Source organism: Pedobacter africanus (genome assembly GCF_040548825.1).
Classification (GTDB): Bacteria; Bacteroidota; Bacteroidia; order Sphingobacteriales; family Sphingobacteriaceae; genus Pedobacter; species Pedobacter africanus_A.
This window is the reverse complement of record NZ_JBEPSL010000003.1, coordinates 842,418-864,448: the sequence shown is the minus strand read 5'-3', so window position 1 is coordinate 864,448 and position 22,031 is coordinate 842,418. Positions and strand designations below refer to the sequence as shown.

The 22,031-nt window shown below is 42.9% G+C and carries 15 protein-coding genes and 1 tRNA gene; 3 read left to right on the top strand and 13 right to left on the bottom strand.

The window, feature by feature from the left end; genetic code table 11:
• The first annotated feature begins 65 nt into the window (after positions 1-65).
• From ABIE26_RS19450 to ABIE26_RS19440, 3 genes are all read left to right on the top strand, one after another.
• Complete coding sequence (locus ABIE26_RS19450) at positions 66-707, top strand: DUF6266 family protein (RefSeq protein ID WP_310145012.1); 642 nt, start codon at positions 66-68, stop codon at positions 705-707.
• Between the two features lie 188 nt (positions 708-895).
• The gene (locus ABIE26_RS19445; RefSeq protein ID WP_310145011.1) at positions 896-1,219 is read left to right on the top strand and encodes a hypothetical protein; all 324 of its coding nucleotides are present in this window, start codon (positions 896-898) and stop codon (positions 1,217-1,219) included.
• Entirely contained in the window at positions 1,138-1,761 is a 624-nt protein-coding gene (locus tag ABIE26_RS19440; protein WP_310145010.1) for a peptidoglycan-binding protein, read from the top strand. Before ABIE26_RS19445 ends, ABIE26_RS19440 begins: the two co-directional genes overlap by 82 nt.
• A 94-nt stretch (positions 1,762-1,855) precedes the next feature.
• Here the strand turns inward: ABIE26_RS19440 and ABIE26_RS19435 are convergent, their stop codons facing one another.
• The 13 genes from ABIE26_RS19435 to ABIE26_RS19375 form a co-directional block, all read right to left on the bottom strand.
• Positions 1,856-2,782, bottom strand: coding sequence for a S1 family peptidase (locus tag ABIE26_RS19435; protein WP_310145009.1), 927 nt, complete (start codon positions 2,780-2,782; stop codon positions 1,856-1,858).
• 19 nt (positions 2,783-2,801) lie between these two features.
• Positions 2,802-4,220: a BT_3987 domain-containing protein gene (locus ABIE26_RS19430; RefSeq protein ID WP_310145008.1), complete on the bottom strand. Its 1,419-nt coding sequence runs from the start codon at positions 4,218-4,220 to the stop codon at positions 2,802-2,804.
• Between the two features lie 7 nt (positions 4,221-4,227).
• On the bottom strand, positions 4,228-5,667 hold the full coding sequence (locus ABIE26_RS19425) for a RagB/SusD family nutrient uptake outer membrane protein (protein WP_310145007.1): 1,440 nt from the start codon (positions 5,665-5,667) through the stop codon (positions 4,228-4,230).
• A 15-nt stretch (positions 5,668-5,682) separates the two neighbouring features.
• A complete protein-coding gene (locus ABIE26_RS19420; RefSeq protein WP_310145006.1) occupies positions 5,683-9,678 on the bottom strand; it encodes a SusC/RagA family TonB-linked outer membrane protein in 3,996 nt (1,331 codons plus the stop codon).
• Between the two features lie 247 nt (positions 9,679-9,925).
• The gene (locus ABIE26_RS19415; RefSeq protein WP_310145005.1) at positions 9,926-11,122 is read right to left on the bottom strand and encodes a FecR family protein; all 1,197 of its coding nucleotides are present in this window, start codon (positions 11,120-11,122) and stop codon (positions 9,926-9,928) included.
• 73 nt (positions 11,123-11,195) lie between these two features.
• Entirely contained in the window at positions 11,196-11,783 is a 588-nt protein-coding gene (locus ABIE26_RS19410; RefSeq protein WP_310145004.1) for an RNA polymerase sigma factor, read from the bottom strand.
• 126 nt (positions 11,784-11,909) lie between these two features.
• A complete protein-coding gene (locus tag ABIE26_RS19405; RefSeq protein WP_310145003.1) occupies positions 11,910-12,257 on the bottom strand; it encodes a hypothetical protein in 348 nt (115 codons plus the stop codon).
• 118 nt (positions 12,258-12,375) lie between these two features.
• The gene (locus ABIE26_RS19400) at positions 12,376-13,500 is read right to left on the bottom strand and encodes a TlpA disulfide reductase family protein (protein WP_310145002.1); all 1,125 of its coding nucleotides are present in this window, start codon (positions 13,498-13,500) and stop codon (positions 12,376-12,378) included.
• A gap of 28 nt (positions 13,501-13,528) precedes the next feature.
• On the bottom strand, positions 13,529-13,723 hold the full coding sequence (locus ABIE26_RS19395; RefSeq protein WP_310145000.1) for a hypothetical protein: 195 nt from the start codon (positions 13,721-13,723) through the stop codon (positions 13,529-13,531).
• Positions 13,724-14,251: 528 nt separating this feature from the next.
• Positions 14,252-14,325: transfer RNA gene (locus ABIE26_RS19390), tRNA-Pro, on the bottom strand.
• A 151-nt stretch (positions 14,326-14,476) separates the two neighbouring features.
• Positions 14,477-17,281, bottom strand: a complete 2,805-nt coding sequence (locus ABIE26_RS19385) for a family 78 glycoside hydrolase catalytic domain (protein WP_354376241.1) — start codon at positions 17,279-17,281, stop codon at positions 14,477-14,479.
• The gene (locus ABIE26_RS19380) at positions 17,281-20,061 is read right to left on the bottom strand and encodes an alpha-L-rhamnosidase (RefSeq protein ID WP_310144996.1); all 2,781 of its coding nucleotides are present in this window, start codon (positions 20,059-20,061) and stop codon (positions 17,281-17,283) included. The genes ABIE26_RS19385 and ABIE26_RS19380 overlap by 1 nt, the downstream gene beginning before the upstream one ends.
• 108 nt (positions 20,062-20,169) lie before the next feature.
• The gene (locus tag ABIE26_RS19375) at positions 20,170-22,026 is read right to left on the bottom strand and encodes a beta-N-acetylhexosaminidase (RefSeq protein ID WP_310144993.1); all 1,857 of its coding nucleotides are present in this window, start codon (positions 22,024-22,026) and stop codon (positions 20,170-20,172) included.
• Positions 22,027-22,031: the final 5 nt, after the last annotated feature.

The window sequence follows — 22,031 nt, the reverse complement described above, 5'->3', positions numbered from 1 at the left end:
GATATCGTTGCTACCACAGCTAAAAAAGGTTGCAAACGTCAATTCACCCATTAAATTTTAAGATTATGGGATTTATAAACGGAGGTATAGATTACTTCCTTAGAGGCCGCGTAGGAAACCACGTTGGCAGAAAAGTAGATGGTGATAATGTACTGGCCATGCGCCCTGCAGCATCAACCAAAGCACCCACACAAGCGCAGCTGGACCAGCGCTTTAAATTTGGCCTGATGACCGGTTGGCTGCGCCGCCTGGCCAGCGTAATTGATGTTGGCTTTAAAGACAACAACAAAGGGCTAACACCCCGCAATGCGGCTGTTTCTTACAACCTGGCCAATGCCATTACAGGGGTATCGCCCAACTTTACCATTAGTTACGAAGATGTGCTGTACAGCAAGGGCAAACTGGATTTACCGGGCAGCCCCGTAGTTGCTGTTACCACAGCTGGAAAGCTGGATTACAGCTGGCTGGCAGTTAACGGCGATACCAATGCACTGCCTGCCGATAAGATGACCTTTGTGGTTTACAATCCATCGAAAGATAAGTTTGTGACGCTGCGCGGCGGGGCCTTAAGATCGGCCCTTGCCTATGTGCTGCAGCTACCGCCCGATTGGGGCGGCGATATTGTAGAAGCATATTTTTCTGTGGTATCGGCCGATGGCAAGCTGGTAAGTGACTCTTATTATTTAGGGTCGTTTGTTGTGTTGTAAAAATCAGCATTACTCTTCGGCGACTGGAACCTTTTGCCCGTTGCGCTAGTGGGCAAAAGTTCCTAGGTCGCCTCTGAGAACGCAAAATTTCTTCCTACAACGAGGGGCCGTGAATAGTTAACGCATGGCCCCTATTTAAGGCTTAAAAAATTGAATTTATGAAAACAATAGGTTTAAAAATACCGGTGATGAAAAAGTTAGAACCTTACCTGATAGCTGTAATAGTGTTGCTGGTATGGTTTACCGCCCCACAGTTTATGGAAGCTACGGCCGGGCATATTGACCCAAGCATCTGGCTGCTGGTTTTGCTGGCCATGATTAGCTTTTTGCTGATACTGGGCCTGTGCTGGTGGTTGTTGCGCCAGTTTTGGCTGGTAATGGGCCTGCCCCGGTTTACCGGGGTGATTTTGCAATTTAGTTCATTAACAGAATGGGAACAATTAAAATTTACATTGGGCTTGTTTGCCTTGCTATTGCTGGCAGCGGTTGGGGCATTGATAGCGGTATTGTAGCCACCCTGTCATCTCGAACCGCAGGGAGAGAACTCTTGGCTAAGCATGCCTCAACAGATGTCTCCTATCGTCGACATGACGACAAATTATTTACTGAAATTAATAAAGAAAAATATGAAAGAATTATCAGAATTGCCACCAAAGAAATCGGTGTGGTGGAAAGAACTAATAAAAACGATGGGGAAAGAATTGCTGAGTACCTTCGTTACTGTAATATTGGAACGCCTGCGCCGTATTGTGCCGCGTTCCTGAGTTTCGTTTTTGGACAGGCAGGGCTTAAACAGCCTCGTACCGCATGGTCGCCAGCCTTATTTCCCGTATCAAGGCTTGTAAAAGAGCCTAAGCCTGGAATAGTTTATGGCATTTACTTCGCAAAACTTGGCCGCATTGGCCACTGCGGTATAACAGAAAGCCTGCGGCATTCCTGGCTCACCGGCATCGAAGGTAATACCAATGTAGCTGGAAGTAGAGATGGTGATGGTGTATACCGCCGCATCAGGCATACGCGCACAATTGCCAGATATGCCGATTGGCTGAAGTGACGAATGCCCCTGAAAATAAAATCTACCAATGGCACCGAAGCCGGGGAATGTAGCACAAGCGTAAACAAGACTTCGGTGGCCAAAGGTAGCTGTATTATGTAGTTTGAGGGCCGTTAAACAACCTTTTGATGGTAGCTACTGGTATGGTACTTTTAACTACCATTTGCAGGTTTGTACCTTTTTGCTCATCATAATAAATGGATGAGGTGGTGCTGACCATACCAATCAGGTTACCATAGGAATCCAGAATAGGCCCGCCACTAGATCCTTTTGCATAGTCGGCAGTAATTTCCATGCGGTCGCCATCCGCGCCATTTGTTGCATAACTTACGTTTCTGGCCACAACCCCCTCACTGTAAAAATAATGGTAACCATTGGGATGGGTAATGGCATGTACCCTTGCACCGGTTTTTGCAGACTGCCCCAACGGAATGCTGCTCAGTTTCTCTCCCTTAGTGTCAATTTTAAATATGGCAGCATCGCCTATTTTTGTATAGGCCAAAATATCAGTAATAGGAAATATCCGGCCATCCATCGTGCTCACAAAAGCCAGGCTATCGCCTGCTTTTGCGCGCTGTTTTGCATCTATAATCTTTTCCAGTACGTGATAATTGGTTACACAAATCCCCTGATCATTTAAAATAGCCCCGCTGGCCAATGAGGTATGCATTTTATTGCAGTTGCCGCAATTATAATACGAACCAACCATAATTACTCCCTTACTGCGCTGCTCATAAATGTCTTCAGAACTCATTAGCTTAGTAGCAGCTTTTGGTAAACTGGCTGTAACACGGTCGCCCTCCTTCAGGTTTTGTATCTTGTTTTTGAGCCTGTCAATGACCCAATTCCTGTCACTCATTGCGGTTTCGGCCTGTTTTTCAATTTTTGACACCAGCGTGGCATCATCAACCGAAATCAGCTTTGATGTGTTTTGCGCAGCCGCAGTAAATAAAAGGCAACAGTTGATCAGCAAAGCTGCAACTATTGAAAGTAATTGTGTTTTTAATGATGTAATGTTCATAGTATAAATTTTTATTTTGTTATTTTATTCCGAATAGTTCTCCCATTCCTGTGTAATTTCCGCTGGTCGCTTTCAGGATATTAAATTTAAAATACCGTGCCGTAACCGGGTTTACAAATTTTACGGTCTTCAGGTCGGGCGTAGCTGGTGATGACTGGTCTGATGTTGCTGTACCCGTATAAAGCCCCTGTGATTCCCAGTTTATTCCGTCGTTGCTGGAAAATACCTCCATCTGAAGAAAGTCGTCTTCCCTATATAAATAACTAGGCACTATAGAAAAGCCTTTAACCGTTTCCATTACGCCCATATCCAGTTCCAGCCATTGTGGTAACTGGCCATCCGAATCCCAGGCGGTCCGATGATCTCCATCAAGAACCAATTCGGGCACTAAGTTCTCCTGTCTGTAATAACCTAAAGCCTTTACTCGCCAGCCGATACGTTCTATGGGCTGGCCGTTAAGGCCGGTATTGCTTCTATCTATATTGTTACCCCTCATAATAATATACTGCGTATGGTTATTTGGGGATGCTATTTTATCATCTTTGATTTTCAGGGCCAGCAAATAAATAGAGGAAGGATTAAATAGGGAAAGATTTGTCAATTGTACCAATATAGGCTCAGACAAAAACATCTTATGGGCAGGGATAACTCCAGTACTCGGGGCGATAGTATAGCCCCCTTCAGGAAAAGGAAGATGTTTTGTTCCATTGGCGGCATTGTAAGCAGCTACAAATTCCTGGTTACTTACTGTTTCTACACTTACCTCTATATTTCGGGGAACAGCCTGGCTCAGCCTGGCCTGTACAAATATATTTTGGACAACATCCGGCGTATTCAACACTATAATATCCCCGATTCCTGAAAGCCCTTGCAATGAAACGTTTAGCCTCCTGACCAACAATTTATACCGCAAAAACATCAATTTGCTTTTTAACCCTGGCTTTTTCACGGTGCTTTCCAACCTTACTGGAACAACATAAGTATGGTTGCCAATTTTTAAGCCTGTACCATCATTTAACTCAATTTTAATAGAGTCCGCAGATTGTAGCTGCCCCGCGTTAACAGTGAGTTTTCCACCTCTGCTTACTTTAAATAAACCACCTGGCAAAACAGGCGAATGTGTACGGTAAAGACTATCATAGATGCTGATAAGTTGGGGATTATTATCGATACTGGCGGTCACCTCCAGATCTGAACCAGCTGCTTTTTCCAGCAAAACCGGGAAGCCTGCACTTTTCTTTCCCAAAAGTACAAGGTTCAGGTTCAATAATACTGTATCGCCTGAATTAATGGGGATTTCATTATAGGCAGCCAGATTTTTAGCTATCTCTGCTTCCAAATTATTCGCGGCAATATCATCCTTTTTACAGGAAAAAAAAATAATGTGAAGCATTATGATCATCAAACCGTAAATGTTCGTTTTCTTAACTTTGTTCATAGGTTTATTATCTTTCATTCTGAATAATAAAACGATTGTTATCAATAATTTTTGGTGCAAAAGGAATGAGGTAACGAGGCGAAGCTGCGGGCAGTATAGCTTTAATGGTACCATCCTTTAGTGATACCCTTTCAAGGTCTTTTTTGAATTTTACATCGCGGTTTAAGCGTTTCAGATCAAACAAACGTAAACCACCGCGCAGGAAAAGCTCTCTGCGTCTTTCCTGCAATACCAATGTCAGTGCATCGGCAGTAGCGGTAACCTCGAGCGGTACATAATCGGCATCACTATAACGGAATTTTCTCAGTTCATTAACCAAACTTAATGCCTGGTTAGCATCACCTTTTCTGGCTAAGCATTCTGCTTTGATCAGCATCATTTCAGGCACGCCCAAACTATAATTGAACTGCATTGAAGTCACGCCATTGTCATTGTAGGTTGGATAGGCAGCGTAACTTTCTTTAGGTTTTAACATAAATCCATATACAGACCTTAGATCTTTAGTACCAAATACATCAGACAAAGCACTGCTCAAATACAAGGTCTCGTCAAACCTTCTGAAAAAACCAGCATCCATACATACTTTTGCAAAAAGAATTTCAGGGTTATTTTCCTGATCTTTTAAAGTCACGGGTTTGTTTTTTACACCCTTTGAAAGGTCGGAAGGATCATTTAAACTAAAAGTCCTGTAATCCAGCAGTGTGTTCCTGATTTTAAGCACCATTTCGGCATTTGCTGCCGCTGCATCATAATTACCCATATAGAGATGGGTTCTTGCCAGCATGGCCAAAGCTGCTGCTTTACCAGGGTGGATTACATCGACCCCAAAATTGGCTAATCCATCAGTGCTTGCCGCTTCGTTCAAGTCTTTCAATATTTGCTCGTATACCTGTTGTACTGTATTTCTAGCGGGTAGGGCTGCACCATCAGGATGTAAAATCAATGGTACAGCAAGGTCAATCGCTGCCGTGGCAGGCTGATGGTCTGTGCCGTATAAATTGGCCAACTGCAGATAATAATAAGCCCTGTTTATTTTCGCTTGTGCAGTTACAATTTCTTTTCGTTCCATCGTACCACTATCTGCTTTGCTAATGTTATCAAGAATGATATTCATTTGAAGAATGGCCCTGTAACTATTGTTGTAGACAGGATCATCTTCGGCGGGGCCCCAAACCGCCGCTGCCCATAAATATGCGTTAACATAAAAAGAGCCCGTTCCCCCGGCTTCAAGCACCTTATCTGAAAATGCAACATCATCGCTAACAATATCAGCGAGCAGGTAATTCGGCGTGGAAAGGGTACTGCTATTGAGCATTTCTTCAAAGTCCCTAACTGTACGTGGGTTTATTCCCTGTGCATTATCGGGCCGTACATTAAGAAATTTTTTACAGCTGCTGACGGATATCAATAGCAGCAGGAAAAAGATATAATTTAAGATCGCTTTCATATTCATACTTCTTTACTAGAAACTCATGTTTATACTTAGTATATAATTTTTAGGCAAGGGCATCCTTACTGACCCATTGTCGCTTGTCACTTCAGGGTCTATATGCATTTTATTACGCGTCCATAACGCCACATTTTCCATTTGGAAGGATAATGTCAGAGATTTAATAAATTTATCGCGAAGTACCTGAGGCGGTACTTCGTAACCAAACTGTATTTCCCTCAAGCGAATGTGAGCTGCAGGCATAATACTGTTGCTGGATTGCTGTATGATCAGGGCCCGGGTAAAATCGTCTTTTGCTATTCCTGCTACATCTGTAAATGCTTCATCACCGGCTTTACGCCATCGGTTTTTGATCTGGATATTTCTATCAGGCGAAGAGGAAAGTACCGGCATGTAACGTCTCATTACATGCCCAAGGTTAAACATTAACCTTGCAGTAGTAAAGAAACCCTTGTAACGCCATTCCTGAATAAGGGCACCAGACCATGGGGCGCGGGTCCGGCCGCTGTATACCAAAGACATTGAATCAGGTTCAGCCACCTTTTGCATGGCCTTATTATACACCTGTGGGTTACCCAGGGTATCCAATCCTGCCCAACGGAAACTCCACAGATTATCTGTACTGTATCCATCACGAGACGCTGTCATATACGAAGATGTGAGCGAGAAGTTAACCGGAGGTACATCAATTGCTGCATTGATATTGTAAGCACCATTGACCGTTGCCGTCCAGCTAAAGGAATTATTTTGAACGAGCCCTGCACGCAAAGATATCTCCAATCCTTTATTTACTATTTTGCTATAATTTACCTGAGAACTGAGCCCGGTAGCAGGATCGGTGGGTAAATTTCCTTTAGATAGACCTGCCGTTGTTTTTTGGTAGTAACGCGCATCTAAAGTAAAACGGTCTTTGACCAGACCAATCATCAGCCGGGCTTCCTTATTGCGGATAGCAGGCGGCAACAAGCCCAGGTTGCTATTTGGTGGCATGTTAAAACCTCCGCCGCCTGATATTGACCCGGCATTGATCATACTGTTCAGCCCCTGGTAAGGGTTAATATCCTGTAATGCTATATCTAGCCGTAGATTGCTGACCACTGGAACCTTGAAATAGGGCTCCCGGCCAATATCATAGACAAAGCGGGCATTCCACTGTCCCTTTTTCCCTATAGAGTTATAGTTATATCCAATTTCCAATCGAATACGTTCTTGAGAAACACCGATATCTATCTTTGCCCCCAGGTCCCTGTTTTTTTGTCCGCTTTGCTCTGCTTTATTGTAGCTGTCAATATTCAGAGCCGAATTATTCCATGAAGGTTGCACAATACGACTGCCGCTAACCTGTGCCAGCGGTAGTTTAGCAACCTGCATTTCCGATGCGCTAATTTTAAGCGCTAGGTTACTTAGCCATTTGCTGCTGAGAAATTTTTCCTTATTGACCTGCCATATCCCCGATATAGAACGGTTGGAGGTGGTAGAGTAAGGTGGGTCTCCGCCAAAATCAGGCACAAGAACAGCAGAATAATCAGCATTTAACGAATAACGTTGTTTATAACTATAGGAAAAATCGCCATTTAACGACACGTTTCGGGTATAGGAATTTGTGCTCAGGTCTGCAACTGTCAAGTCCCCAAGGTTCACGTAAGAACCTAAAAAATTTACGATAGAAGTATTGGCAGAGGCCAGCAATGGCAGTCCCCTGCCAGTTGTTTTATTGTATCCATAGACAGTCATGTTTGGGATGTTTCTATCTTCAAAGTTGGAAAGCCCAGCATCGACTGCCACTTTTATAGCATGATTGGAGTTAAAAACACGATCATAAACCAAGCCTGACCGGATATTGTATTCTTGCCGGGTTACAGCTGTTGCTTTAAAAATACCTCCCGGAGGAACGTAAAAATTGATCTTTGACCGGTTATCCGAATCATTATAATCTGGCGCTCCGTATTTATTGATCTGCTCACGGGCGTAGCTGGAATTGCCGTCTTTCAGATCTTCTCTTTTCTCCCTGTTTTTACTGTACCGGATCGATGCTGACCATTGCAGGTTATTTGTAAGTTTCCAATCCAGATTGAGGTTAGAATTGATGCGGAATACCCTGTTGATAACGCTGTTAAGTCTGGCATCTTCCAACACATTGACGCCGCCATGATAATAGCCTAAGCGAACCATTTCATTATTCTCATCAGGAGTAATGGTAGTATAGTTGTAAACATATTTCCCAGTCTCATCAACAAGCAGCTGATAAGGGTCCAGCTTGCTGCCATCGTCAAATGTACCCAGTTTGCTATTGTTACTGTTCATATCTGCCACCCATCTTATTTTCAACCTATTTTTAACCAGGGACAGATCATTTTTTAGCGTTAAACCCAGCCTCCGGTTTCGCTCTCCCAAAGTAGCGCCACGCTGAATATCATAAACACCGTTTATACTGAACCCATAGATCTTAGTGCCTCCGGAAGCAGAAAGCGAGTGGTTTTGATTAAATGTATGCTGTCTCAACATCAGCAGCTGGTCGCGGTTAGAAATATTGGAAAGTGAATCCCATTTATGGTTAAAAGCTTCTTTTGTGAATTTGCCCCTGCCCAGATCGAAAAGTATCATTTCTGCAGGGCTAAGTCCTTTTGGCATTACTGCATTCTGATCCTCGGGAATATAGGTTGCAATCTTTTTATCATAAGCCTCTTTGTAATAATCCAGTAAATCAGCAGAAGAAGCCAGTTGTAATTTAGCAGCACTTATATTTTGGCGTGGCGAGAAATAGAAATTGGAATTGTAACCGATCTGGAGTTCCCCTGACTTGGGCAAATTGGTAGTGATCAAAATAACTCCGCCCGCTGCCTTGGGACCCCATTTAATACATTCTACGGGATCTCTGATCACTTCAATTGATGCTACGTTGTTCATTGGGTAATTGGAAGGGAAATTATCCTGAACAAAGCCATCAATTACGACCAGCATACCCGATGTACCACCAGAAAAAGTACTGGCGCCCCTTAATTCTGGTACCATACCATTGTCTGTAACGGCGCCCTGAATTTTTATGGCCGACCCTGCTTCCCGGATGTTCAAGGTGTTGTAAACATATCTGTAATAGCTTTCGAAATCGGGAAAATCAACAAAAAAACTTGGCCCTGCTTCTGAGGGGTGCTTCTTAAAGTACTCGTAATTTTCTTTCAATGTCATGTCCACCCTATTTCCATACAACATAAAGTCGCCGCTATTTGTAGTGATATTTCTTTTCAGGGTAAGGCCAGGTACCCCTCCCTCCAGCACCTGGGCCAGATTCTGATGTGACCTGTTTCTGAGGTCTATCTTGGTACCTATGATTTTACTCTGAATGCCTACCTCGCTCAGCTTGTTCAGTTCTACTTCAAGCCTAACCTGGGGGTTGGCCTGAATGGCTTTGGCGGGAAGTTCCCTGGTAATATACCCCACATAGCTGATACAAATGATCGCATGTTCATCCGGGCAGCGAATGATAAACTCTCCATTGCGGTTTGCAGGGTACGATTTTTTTTCTTTTTTTAACTTAACAATTGCTCCAGGCAAAGGCAATCCCTTTTCATCTACCACCCTGCCGCTCAACTCAATAACCTGCAGCTGCGCAATAATCTTTTCCATGAAAGACGGTTCTTCCGTAATTTTAGGTTTGTCCTTGATCACAATTGTTTTGCTGTCTATCACATAGGTCAGGGGCTGCTCTTCAAAGATCTGTTTAAGCAGCTGTTCCAGTTCCATGTCTTTCACATTGATGTTTACCAGCTTCGATTTTCTGAATAAATTATCGGTACATATGAAATCAAAATCTACCTTCGATTTGATTTCCTTCATCACAGTTTTTAACGAAGCATTTGATCGGGAAATGCTCAGTCGTTGCGCATAGCCTGCTGCGCTGACCTGTATTATGGTTAATGTCATGATGATTGTAATAAGCCGCATTATTTTCCATAGTTTGCCCAGGTGTATTTGGAGCACCCCGGCCTTATCAACATATTTTTTATACATTTTATCGGTTTTATCGAACAAACTCCGGGCACGATAAAGCCTCAGCAAAATGTTATTTTAAACATTTATGCTTAAGTTTGTTCAGTTTTAATTAAGCAAAAGCCCAGCCTTGCACAAGATTGGCTTTTGCAATGAACTAAAAGGGGGTGTTAGCGCACCCCTTTTTTTGCCCTAAAGGCATGGTCGAGATCAGATTATAGAACTTTCTTCATAGGTGTATTTTTTCGGTTTAGGTAGATATTTTTGATTAGTTGGATACATATACTTTACGGCCCTCTACCCTGAAGGTTATTCCCCCGGTACTGGCCAGCAGCCCCAGTGCTTTAGACAGCGGATGGGTTCTGGATATTGAACCTATAAATTTTTCAGTTGGTTTGTTTCCTGTGTATATGATTTCCACATCGTACCATCTCGAAATCATTTTCATCACACTTTCGATGGATTCGCCATCAAACATAAATTCGTTGTTTTTCCAGGCAATTACGGTTTCCGTATTTACAGCAGCTACTTTAAGGCTACTTTGGGCAGAAAGTACAGATTGTTCCCCAGGTTTCAGAATTGCACTTCCGGTTGCGTGGGAAGAAGGGCGGAGCGCCAAAATGCGAACAGATCCCTCCAGTAAGGTGGTCATGACAGTACTTTCTTCAGCATAGCTGTTGACGTTGAAATGCGTGCCCAATACCTCTACCTGCTGCCGGCTGCTTTCTACGATAAACGGCTGCCCCTGGTTCTTTTTTACTTCAAAATACGCCTCGCCACTCAATTGTACCCTCCTGTTTTTACTTCCCGAAAAAGAAGTAGGGTATTTTAATGTTGAAGCAGCATTTATCCAGGCCCTTGTTCCGTCGGGTAGCAAAAGTTGATAAATTTCTCCGCGTGCAGTAGATAGCGTATTGGTTTTAATGCTGTTTGTAGCCGAATGCCTGCTGTCATAAATAATTTGCCCATCGGCGGTTTTGGTAATGTCTACACCGGCCTCATCGGCTAGCTGGCCATTAACGGCCTCCGAAAGATATACTTTTTTTCCGTTGGATAAGGTAAGCACAGCGCCTTTTTTACCGGGATAAATATCAGCAGTGTTTACAAATTTTACAGGTTCTTTGTGTGAAAAACGGTTAGCATAAAAATAAATTCCTATGCCCAACAGGAATAAAACCGCTGCCGCAGATGCAGTGATACTGAACCAGGATTTGCGTTTGCGAAGCTGAACGGTTTTATGCTGTAAGGTATATTGTATTTTTTGATTCAGGGCCTCCATTTCGGACACGGTCATTTGGGCTTCCTTACTGCCTTTTACTGCTGCTGTGGCCTCATCCTTAAACACAACATTCCATTCGGCATGGTGTAGGCCCGCTACCAACAGTTCCATTACTTTATCCAGCTCTTCCCTGCTGCAAAAGTTATGATAGTATTTTGTAAATAATGCAATGACTTCCTTATTCAATTTATATACTCCTTATATTATATATACAATTGGCAGCGCCACAACAACTACGTCTCCTGAAAATATTTTTAATTTATTTCATAATAGCAGCCAGGATGAGCAAAAAGCCATTGTGTTCTGTTAAAAATTCTTTAATGTTTTTAAGTGCCTTGCCCATCTGGTTGTTTACCGTGCTCATTGAAATATGCAGTTCTTCGGCAATTTGCTTATGGCTCTGTCCGTTAATTTTGCAGCGGATAAATATTTCCTTGCATTGCGGAGGCAGGTGCTGTACCGCCTCATTTAAAAGGGAATTGCTTTCATTATATTCCAACAACAGCTCTGTAGAACGATCTGCTTCTGCGCTATACTTTTTAATCTCGTTTACAATACCATCTTCAAACTGCGCCCGTTTCATCAGGTTTAACAAATGACGGCGTGCTATAGTATAAAGATAGGCCTTAAAGGACTGGCTACTGTCTATCCCGGCCCTGTTTTCCCATACTTTGATAAAAGTATCATGGATTATATCTTCGGTAAGTGCGGGGGATTTTGCACCTTTTATAATGTAGCGTTTTAACTGCTTGACATGTAAAAAATAAAGCCCGCTCAAAGCATCCATATCGCCTTGTTGCAGCAATAAGACCAACTCAGCTTCGTTACGCGTTAAAGGCTTTATCATTTTATGCTATCGTAAACCTAATTTATAAAAATTTGCGGTTAGCTATACGACAATTTAAAACATTATTCCAGAACGACATTATTACAACCTATAATTTATCTAAAGATCTTATTATGCTAATTGGCATCAGGCTTCAGGCTTCATTAGCCAAAAGGCTACATCATCGTAATCGATATCCTCATCCCCGATCTGATATATCCTTCCGGATTTGGATCTCCATGCTATCTTCCTGTCAAAAATTTCCCGTTCTGTAAAAACTCTCACTGATATACTGGATGTAACCCCGTATTTAAGTTCTGGATCCCATCGAAATGGCCATAACAGTCGTTGTTTATATAAACCTTTATCATCGTAAATAAAGTTTTTACTGAGCTGAACATTCATACAATCCAAAAATTGTGCGGAGATATCTAATTTAAACACACTGTTAAAAAATACTACCCAATCTGCTGCTTCTCCTATCAATATGCCCATTTCGTTTGGCTTTTTTTCATAAATTCTTGTGTATTAGTTCATGGAACATGTAAAATAGAAATGCCCTGCTCTGTAATAATACATGAGCAGGGGCATTTGCATAGGTAGAGAGGGCACATTATTTGGTAAATATTTCTTTTAATTTCTTTTCCAGCGCATCACCCCTTAGTGCGGAGGCTACTATTTTTCCAGTAGGATCAATCAAAAAATTAGAAGGGATACCTTCAATATTGTATTGCCTCAGCACCGGATTGTCGCCGGTTAAATCGCAAACTTGTGTCCATGCCAGTTGATCATCGGCAATTGCTTTTACCCAGGCTGCCTTATCTTTGTCGGCCGACACCCCTAAAACAGTAAAACCTTTGTCTTTATATTTCTGAAAAGCCGCAACCACATGGGGATTTTCCTGGCGACATGGCCCGCACCATGAAGCCCAAAAATCAAGCAGCACGTATTTACCTTTAAAATCTGATAATTTAACAGGTTGCCCATTTACGTCATTTTGTTCAAAATCCATAGCCGTCACACCAATGGCAGTTTTTTCTGAAGCTGAAATTTTTTCTGCCAAGGATTTACCCAGCGCAGTTGCTTTCAACTCCGGATGAAGTGCATTAAATGATTTTTTAACTTCTGACAAATATTCAGCATTATCCATTAATTCCAGTAATAACTGTAAAGTAAGATAGGATGGCGGATTTTTTTGAACAAATGAGCGTTTAATTGCGAGCTTTTCAAGTTCATTTTTCGAATATGCTTCTGCTATCCCCTCCATAGCTTTTTTGTCTTGTTGGGGCTCTTCGCTCAATTTAGTATACCTGGCACTCAGGGATTTATTCTTTTCATCAAACGGCTTGGCTAGCGCTTTTAATTTTACATAGTCCGCATTAATTGGCCCGCCTGAAACAACGCTGTTCTGTAAAGAGTCGGTAGCAGATAAGTTGAGCTGCCCGGGTTCGACAAAAAAAGATAACATATCCAGTTCCTCGCCACTTTTTGGGCGAGTAACATAGGGATTTATATTCAGGAATAGGTATGCACTTGCTGGTTCGCTAATCGTCCCGTTGAATTTGAAGAAGCCGTTATTAACCAGCGCCGAATCAAACAGCTGTTTGGCGTCAGCGGTATAGGCCAGGTAAATTTTATCTCCATTTTTGAGATACTTAACGTTGCCGTTTATCGAAAATGGCTTTTGCGCTACTGCCATAAAAGGCAGTACGATCAGGATTGATAATAAGTTTTTCATTTTGGTTAAGTGTTTATGTTATTTTAATTTAATCTCCGCTACTGGCAGTATCATTAACAGAAATACAATCCTTCGTCTTTTCATAGCGCTCTATGAGGACTGAAAGTAACCTTTCGTCTTTTTTTTGAGTGTAGCTTAATCGATTATACTCCTGCATAATCCTCAGGATCTCTTCATTAATGGGTTTGTTAAATACATTTTGTTGTTTAATATTCGTTTTCATAAGGATGATTTTTTAGTTGCCTCTATATAGTTATACAATTGGCAGCAGCGCAACAACTACGTCTATCGAAAATATTTTTTCAGTTTTATGATTGTGATTTCAAAATACCCACTTTACACTGCTACCCTATCCTCCTTCTCTAAATTAAATGCCGAAGACTCCGCAACCACTTCTCTTCAAACCATACAATGTTTCAAAAGCCCGGCACAAAGCTTCGATTTCCGTCGTCTTTTTAAAGGATGGTACAGCACAATTCTTCTACCTTCACATTGAAATACAGGCAAAAACCAATACAGCCTTTGCTGGACGTATATTAGGATACTGGATACGTTTGCGCGATAGCTATGCCCATCTATAGTTTTACTGGCAGTATTTACCGGTAAAAAAAGTCAATTGCGCCGGTATGGTTTATCCAATAGAGCATAAATTCCTTGATATGTTATGCTCTTAACTGATACGACAGAAACGAAAAAACCCTCTAAATTGTGAGATTTAGAGGGTTTTTGATAGAATTTGACATCTATGTTGTCGGGGTGGCAGGATTCGAACCTACGACCTCCACATCCCAAATGTGGCGCGATACCGGGCTACGCTACACCCCGAACTTGGTATCTTTTATTCCCTTTTTCGAAGGGATTGCAAAGTAACAACATTAAAATGAAAATTCCTACTTTGTTCAACAATTAAATTCATTTTTTTTATGCCCTCAATTGCTTAGGGCGCAAATATAGAAATAATTCATATTGCCGCAAATTACATTTTAAAAATATATTTTCCCGAGGAAAGCAATACCAATCCATATCCGTTTTTAACCTCCAAAATCTTTACATATTTGCGCTCCCCGATCACCTCACGAAGCATATGCTCCGGCAGATTTAACCGGCCCCTGCAATTCGGTGGCACAGTGACTTCAAGCTCCGTCCTGCCGGCCTCACGCCGCCAGGCAGTTTTGATCTGACCTGCCGGGGAATCAAAACTTGCTCTTGCCCAGCTTAGTTGTTTCTGATCTAGGCCCGGTATCTTGATGATAAAATCCTGAAATCCAGGTCTGGCAGGATCCCGTTGTATTCCTGCCAGACCTTCAATATACCAGGCCCCGGGATACAGGTAAGAGCTATGCAGCAGGGAATGCCCGGGCAGGTCCTTTTCCCACATTTCCCAGATGGTAGTAGCACCATTGGCCTTCATATATCCCCAACCGGGGTAATCTTTTTGTGAGGTCATGGAATAGATCAGGTCATCTCTTCCTTCCTGTCGCAGCAACTTGAACAACATCGCCCCTCCTGTAATGCCCACATTGATGTGTCCCTTATGCAAAACCAGAATATCCTTTTCCAATCGTTTCATGACAGCTGCCCTTAAATCTGCAGGAGGTATTTCTGCCAGCAACGCTGCTGCCAGGTTAGCCATGGAGCTGTCTGCATAGCTATGATCAGCGGCACGATAAAACCTTGCATGAATCGCAGCCCTGCAGCGTTCCGCCTGCTGTTCCCAGTGTTCCGCTTCCACATCTTTTCCGATTACCCGCGCTATTTTTGCCGCGGTACGTAAATTAAATACCCTGTAACTGTTGTTTAAACATAAAGTTTCCTCCTTATTGTTGTTCATGCCCTGCGCTGTTGCACCAGGCCATAACCAATCTCCCAGAAAATCCCAATCGCCTCCAAAACGCTGTAAAATATCATCCTTGGTATGTGAATCCAGGAACGAAAGCCAGCCCTTGATCAGCTCAAAATTCTTTTCCAGTATGCGTTTATCTCCTTCGTGCTGATAAACAAACCAGGGCAACGATACTACTATACCTCCCCATGCGGGCCCGCCACCACCAGAATAAGTAGGCGCGGTATGCGGCAAAACCCCATTGTTCATCAGCCGTCCGCTCATCACCTTTTTTCTCGCAAATTCCGGATCATACATATTACCAACAATAGACTCCGTTCCCTGTACATCCCTCCAGTCCTGCATCCATTTGGTATAAAATGCACCCAGCTTATAGTTGTACATTCCGGTCTCACAGGTTGCATGTGCATCACCCCCATAACCCAATCTTTCGCGTTGCGGACAATCCACTACAAAACCACCAATAGAAAGGTTTTGAAAAGTCCATTTTACTTTATCATAGATCCAGTTCTGCAAGGTATCAGAACATTCAAAATTAGTCGCCGCCTGAAAATTCGTTCTCACCATCCAACCCCGGATTTCACTTAATTGCGGCTTATACTTTAAGCCCCGGATGACAATCCATCTGCCAGAACTATAGTTAAAACGGTTCCGGAAAGTTCCTTTGCCCCTTGCGCCAATGATATAAGCACTGTGCAGGTTAAAAGTCTGATCCATCTGTTCTCTTTCCGAATATTCAAACGCTATTCTATCACCTTTATTCCCCCGCAGATCAACCTCCGTCCAGCCCGCAAAATTAACACCCATATCCACCCGGTACGAACCATCCGGTCTGGACTCAATGCCGATGGCTTTAATTTCATCGAACAGCCGGTTTGGTTCAACAGTTTGCGCTGATAAAATCAGATTGGGTTGGTAAACAGTTACCTTACTCCATTTTGCTTCATCGCAGGTGATGGTATTCCAGTCCGCAATTTCCTGATTGGCATCCCACAGCTCGCCTCCCATTTTTGCAAAATCCCAGGTTCCCAGCAACTTACTCGGACTTGCATGTGTTTTCCAGCTTTCGTCGGTTTGCACAACAAGTGTAGGTTTTGCTCCTGCAACAGGTGTTTTTGTATTGTAAATGGCAGTTTGCGCGATCACAATAGGCGCATTGGGTCTGCCTGTTGTTACGTAAGGACCAAAAATTGACCAGGAAGTCCCCAGCCAAATCGCGATTACATTTTTCCCGGGCTTTAGCGCAGCCGCGATGTCATAGGCCACATAACGTGCACGTTTGGTATGATCCGTTACTGCCGGCGACAATACATCGTCGCCGACCTTCTTTCCGTTCACATATAGCTCGTGGTAACCTACCGATGCCAGAAACAACACTGCCTTTCCCGGCTTTTGTGGTAAGTTAAAAGTTTTCCGCAGCCAGGGATCAGAGATATTACAATCTTTTTGCGAAGGGTCAAACAGTTCATTTGTTCCAATCCATTTGGCTTTCCAATCATTCTGCTGAAGTAAACCCGTTGCCCAAAATGCAGTTTTACTCCAGGCTGAGACCAGTCCCTTTTCGTCTTTAACAACTACTTTCCAATAGTAATAACGATCGGACCTAAGCACCTTACCTTTATATTCAATTTGCTGCATCTGATCAGAGTTCACCCAGCCAGAGTCCCATTCATCCCCTTTATTTTGATGAAGTAACTGTACCTCAGAGGCTACAATAATCCGATAGGCTGTTTGTTTTTGACCGAATGCCGCCACATTCCCAGCTTTATGGGTCCAGTTAAAACGCGGACTCATTTCATCTAATCCAATTGGATTTTCCAAATACTCACAACGTAAATTTTCAGGTTGCAGACTACTTTCCCCAGCAGTAGCTAAAGCCAATTCTACGTCCGAAACAAACCATACCAACAGTATAACCAGATATCTCTTCATCATCATTATTTATTTATCCAATTCAATGTATGGGACCCAGATCCCAATACAATTTTCAGTTTACCGTTTCCCATGTATTGTTTTTTAACGGCTTTGTGCTGACTTAAAGGCTTTTGATTTAAATTTAACAGTTTTTCGTTAACAACAGGCAAAACAACCAGGGCCTCTGTATTTGCCGGGATGCTCACCTGCAAAGCCGATTTGCCTTGTTCCTTTTTCCAGTCCACTACAATATCCCCTGTAATGGCTTTATAACTTGCTTTAACCCAATCAACCCCCTCTACAAATTGAGGCTCAATTAAGATCTTACCAAAACCAGTATCATCTGCCTGTTGTTTGATTCCAGCCAGTCCGCTGTAAAACCACTCTATCAGGTGTCCCAGCATCATGTGGTTATTGGAAACATTCTTTAAGGCCGGCCAGGATTCTGTAAGCGCAGTTGCCCCGTTACGAATCTGATAACCATAACCTGGCACATCATCTCTGTTGTTCATTTGATATAACAGTTGCGATGCACCACCATCTTCCAACACTCTGATCAGATAACGATAGCCAATGTCACCGGCAGTAAGTGCATATCCGCTGGTCCTTATAGATTCCTTCAGGTTAGCAAACACCTTTTCTTTAAAAGGTTCATCTACTAATCCCATATAAATCGACATAGCATAAGCTGTCTGGCTTCCTGTCGAATAAACGCCCGTCGCGGGCTCAAAAAACTTTTTGTTGAATGCTATTTTAATCTGTTCGGCTAATTTCTGATATCCTTTTGCTTCTTCTGTTTTTCCAAGGGTTCCTGCGGCCTTAGCCAGTAACACAGCGTCGTAGTAAAAAGTTGCAGTGGCTGTCAAAGCCTTCGGGGTAAGCTGCGATTCTCCCGGACTTTTAGGTCCAAGATCAAACCAATCCCCCAAACCATGCGACAGAATATGTGCATCCGCCTTACTTTCTAGGTAACTGATATAACGCTTCATCATGGGATAAGCCTTTTCAATTGCTTTTTTGTCGCCATACCATTCATACAAATACCAGGGTATAATAACAGCAGCACTACCCCATTCCGGAGAATCCCTGAAACCATCTTCAAATACCACATATTCAGGAACAATGTCAGGCACCAGACCAGAAGAAAGCTGCGACTCCGTCATGTCCTCTATGATTTTATTGTAGAAGAGCTGAATGTCGTAATTATATTTCAACGATCCCCCCACAAGATGTGTCTGCTCCAGCCATCCCAATTTCTCTCTATGTGGACAATCGGTACTGACATGACTCATATTACTCTTCATCGCCCAGTCAATCAGCTTAAAAGTCTGATTAAACAGTGTATTTGAACAGCTGAAGGTACCAACCTCTGGCGCACTATTGCTCGTGTGCAACATTTGAAGCCTTTCTACTGTTGGTCTTCCCGATATTGCAGGTTGTCCGGCTGGAACACCCCCTTCTACTAAAGCATACCTAAACCCGTAATAGCTAAAACGCGGTTCCCAGATTTCTTCATCGCCACCTTTAAGCGTATAATCAAAATAATAAGGACTTCCCGACGCACTTTGATCTGCCATTCCCTGATCATCTAAAATTTCAGCAGGGACTATTCGTACCCGGTCTCCTTTCTTACCTTTAACTTTTAAACGGATAATTCCTGATGCATTCTGACCAAAATCATATAGATAACTGCTATCCGTTATTTTTCTGAGTGTCTGCTGCTCAAAGGTCTGCATCACTTTTAAAGGATAGCTGGATTCTGCTTTCATTTTCCCTCCAGGCCCCTTAAGTAAAATTGCTTTTTTCCAGTGCTGGTCATTAAATCCGGCTCTATCCCAACCTGTTTGTTCCTTACGGGCATCATAATCTTCTCCACCATAGATGCTGCTGTATACAACTGCCGAAGGACTTGTTTTCCAGCTATCATCCGTTACCACTTCCGTAGTGCTGCCATCTTTATAACGGATCATCAGTTTTAATCTCAACATTGGAAAAGCTTCAGCCCTTGCCATTTTACGGTAGCGCTCGCGGTTTATATACATAAACCCCGGACCAACAATCGCTCCCAATGCATTTTTTCCGCTAACCAATGAAGCAGTTACGTCATAAGTACTGTACAGATTTGTTTTGGAATAGTTGGTCCATCCGGGGGCCAGAAAATCATCTCCTACTTTCTTACCGTTCAGCTGCAACTCATAGTGCCCCAGCCCCGAAACAAACACATATGCCTCCGCTATCGGTTTGTTGACATCAAAAGTTTTTCTAAAATAAGGAACAACAGCAGGTTGTACAGCTTTTTCACCCAATAAACTACCATCTCCATGTAATCCGGGGACAACTTTCATAGCATCTTCCAATACCTGGTAAGCTATCCACCTGCTTTGGTCCCATTCTTTGGTTTGTAAAATACCGGTAGAAAATGTTGCAGGCCTGCTCCAGTCAGAGACGGTTCCATTCGAAGACCAGACTCTGACCCGCCAATGGTAACGTTTTCCGGAGGACAGCAACTTTCCTCCGTAAACTGCTGACATCCCAGTACCAGCATTCATTTTTTGTGAGTCCCACAGATCTGCCTTACCCAGCAGCACAGCATTAAGACTGCTAAAAACCTGTAGCTGCCAGGCACGTTGTTGAAATGATTGCTGGTCAGCACTGATGTTCCAATTGAATTCGAGCCTGTCCGTTTCCACCCCAAGCGGACTTTTTTTATGATTGCAAGTTAAATTTACCGGTTCAGTAATCGCATTTGCATTTACTGTAAGCAGTAAAAGTACGGCAATGCTTAAATATTTATAGATAGTCATTCGATAGCTGGTTTCAGTTGTGGTTTTTATTAATTTGCTCTGGCGAAGCATACTTGTTTCGCCCGTCTCTACCTCCGATGTAAATCTCCTGGTTTTTTAAGACACCATCTATCTCAGTTCATACTCAGTGGCCTTGCTCATCTGTACACCATTTTTAAAAGTTGCAGCCTTAACTTTCACATTGGGATTCACGTTAAACGGGCCCACATATTTCGTTGAATGCTGACCGGGTTCTGTTCCGTCGAGCGTATAATAAATTTCAGGATTGTAACTTTGGGTTTTCAATGCGATTTGTGCTTTCTGTGTCCTTGCTCCCTTAATAAATTCAAAACTTACCTGATAGGCACTTTTTGAATAGTTGATCCCCGAAGCCTCGTAGCGGCTATACTCTGTTTCCATTTTTTGTTTAAACTTCTCCCAGTTCTTTTTTTCCGGTGTAGACCAGGCTACCTCTGCCAGGGCAGATAAACGCGGGAAGGCCATGTACTGCAAGTGATGAAAGTCCGGAATAAACTCGGTCCAGATGTTCCCCTGGATTCCTTTTATGTATTTAACTTCATCAGCATTCAGCGCTGCAGGTATAGGCTCAAAATTGTAAACACGCTCCAGTGTATTAAAGCCATCAATGGTAAGCGGTTCCAGCTCAGGTGAACCCTGGTAATAATCCAGGTAGAGGTAGGTAGTCGGCGTCATCACCACATCGTGGTGTTTTTTAGCAGCAGTAACACCCCCGGATGTTCCTCTCCAAGACATTACCAGTGCATCTGAAGTAAGCCGGTTTCCTTCCAGGATCTCGTCCCAGCCAATTACCCTTTTATTTTTAGCTTTCAGTACCTGGGCTATACGATTGATAAAATACCCCTGCAGTTCATGCTCATCTTTCAAACCCTCTTTTTTCATGCGTGCCTGACAATACGTACAAGTTTTCCAATTCGTTTTGCGGCATTCATCCCCGCCAATATGGATCACCTTTCCGGGGAAAAGTGCAGCCACCTCTGTAAACACATCTTCCAGAAATTTAAATGTATTTTCTTTCCCGGCACAATACACGTCGTCGAATACCCCCCATTTGTCTTTCACTTCAAAAGGCCCCGGCTTTTCACCGCAGCCCAGTTCTGGATAGCCGGCGAGCGCCGAAGTACAATGCCCCGGAAGATCTATCTCAGGAACAACTGTAATATATTTCCCCTGCGCATAAGCAATAATGTCCCTGATCTGTTCCTGTGTGTAAAACCCACCATGAGGTAATGTATCAAAACGCTCCGGCTGTTCTTCAAAATGTCCGATCAGTGATCTTTTCCTCCATGCGCCTACCGAAGTCAGCAGTGGATATTTTTTAATCTCAATCCGCCAGCCCTGGTTATCCGTTAAATGCCAATGGAAAGTATTGAGTTTATAGCTTGCCAGGAAATCTATGTATTGTTTTACCTGTTTAACGGTAAAAAAATGCCTTGACACATCCAGCATAGCGCCTCTCCAGCTAAAACGTGGCTGGTCCTGTATGTGAAGTGCCGGAACATTTGCGCCCTCCAACGGATTTACAGGTAACAATTGCAGTAAAGTTTGCATCCCATAAAAACAGCCCTGAGGTTGTTTTGCGGTAATCACAATACCTCCAGAACCAATATCCATCATATAACCCTCGGCACTTATTCCCTGCAGTTGATCCGAAAGTTTAAATACAATCTGATTTTTGCCCGGCAGAGCAGTTATTTTTTTAACAGGATTTTTTTTTCCCGTATAGGCCTTAATTTTTTCGGAAAACTGATCCCCGATAAACTTCATTGCGGTATTCCGGTCATCATATAAAATAACGGTAGCGCTATTGAACCCAAAGCTTCCCGGCTTTACTGTTACAAGTTCCGGTTCCGGAATAATTGCAAGTTGTCGCGATGGATGCTGCGCTTTTGTCGTGCTGTTAAAAACAATAAAAACAGCCATCCATAATGTCATTAATCTATTCATGCATT

Excerpts from the sequence above, each read along its gene's own strand:
- ABIE26_RS19450 (WP_310145012.1), top strand. The coding sequence starts at position 66 with ATGGGATTTATAAACGGAGGTATAGATTACTTCCTTAGAGGCCGCGTA.
- ABIE26_RS19445 (WP_310145011.1), top strand. The coding sequence starts at position 896 with ATGAAAAAGTTAGAACCTTACCTGATAGCTGTAATAGTGTTGCTGGTA.
- ABIE26_RS19440 (WP_310145010.1), top strand. The coding sequence starts at position 1,138 with ATGGGAACAATTAAAATTTACATTGGGCTTGTTTGCCTTGCTATTGCT.
- ABIE26_RS19435 (WP_310145009.1), bottom strand. The coding sequence starts at position 2,782 with ATGAACATTACATCATTAAAAACACAATTACTTTCAATAGTTGCAGCT.
- ABIE26_RS19430 (WP_310145008.1), bottom strand. The coding sequence starts at position 4,220 with ATGAACAAAGTTAAGAAAACGAACATTTACGGTTTGATGATCATAATG.
- ABIE26_RS19425 (WP_310145007.1), bottom strand. The coding sequence starts at position 5,667 with ATGAAAGCGATCTTAAATTATATCTTTTTCCTGCTGCTATTGATATCC.
- ABIE26_RS19420 (WP_310145006.1), bottom strand. The coding sequence starts at position 9,678 with ATGTATAAAAAATATGTTGATAAGGCCGGGGTGCTCCAAATACACCTG.
- ABIE26_RS19410 (WP_310145004.1), bottom strand. The coding sequence starts at position 11,783 with ATGATAAAGCCTTTAACGCGTAACGAAGCTGAGTTGGTCTTATTGCTG.
- ABIE26_RS19405 (WP_310145003.1), bottom strand. The coding sequence starts at position 12,257 with ATGGGCATATTGATAGGAGAAGCAGCAGATTGGGTAGTATTTTTTAAC.
- ABIE26_RS19400 (WP_310145002.1), bottom strand. The coding sequence starts at position 13,500 with ATGAAAAACTTATTATCAATCCTGATCGTACTGCCTTTTATGGCAGTA.
- ABIE26_RS19395 (WP_310145000.1), bottom strand. The coding sequence starts at position 13,723 with ATGAAAACGAATATTAAACAACAAAATGTATTTAACAAACCCATTAAT.
- ABIE26_RS19385 (WP_354376241.1), bottom strand. The coding sequence starts at position 17,281 with ATGATGATGAAGAGATATCTGGTTATACTGTTGGTATGGTTTGTTTCG.
- ABIE26_RS19380 (WP_310144996.1), bottom strand. The coding sequence starts at position 20,061 with ATGACTATCTATAAATATTTAAGCATTGCCGTACTTTTACTGCTTACA.
- ABIE26_RS19375 (WP_310144993.1), bottom strand. The coding sequence starts at position 22,026 with ATGAATAGATTAATGACATTATGGATGGCTGTTTTTATTGTTTTTAAC.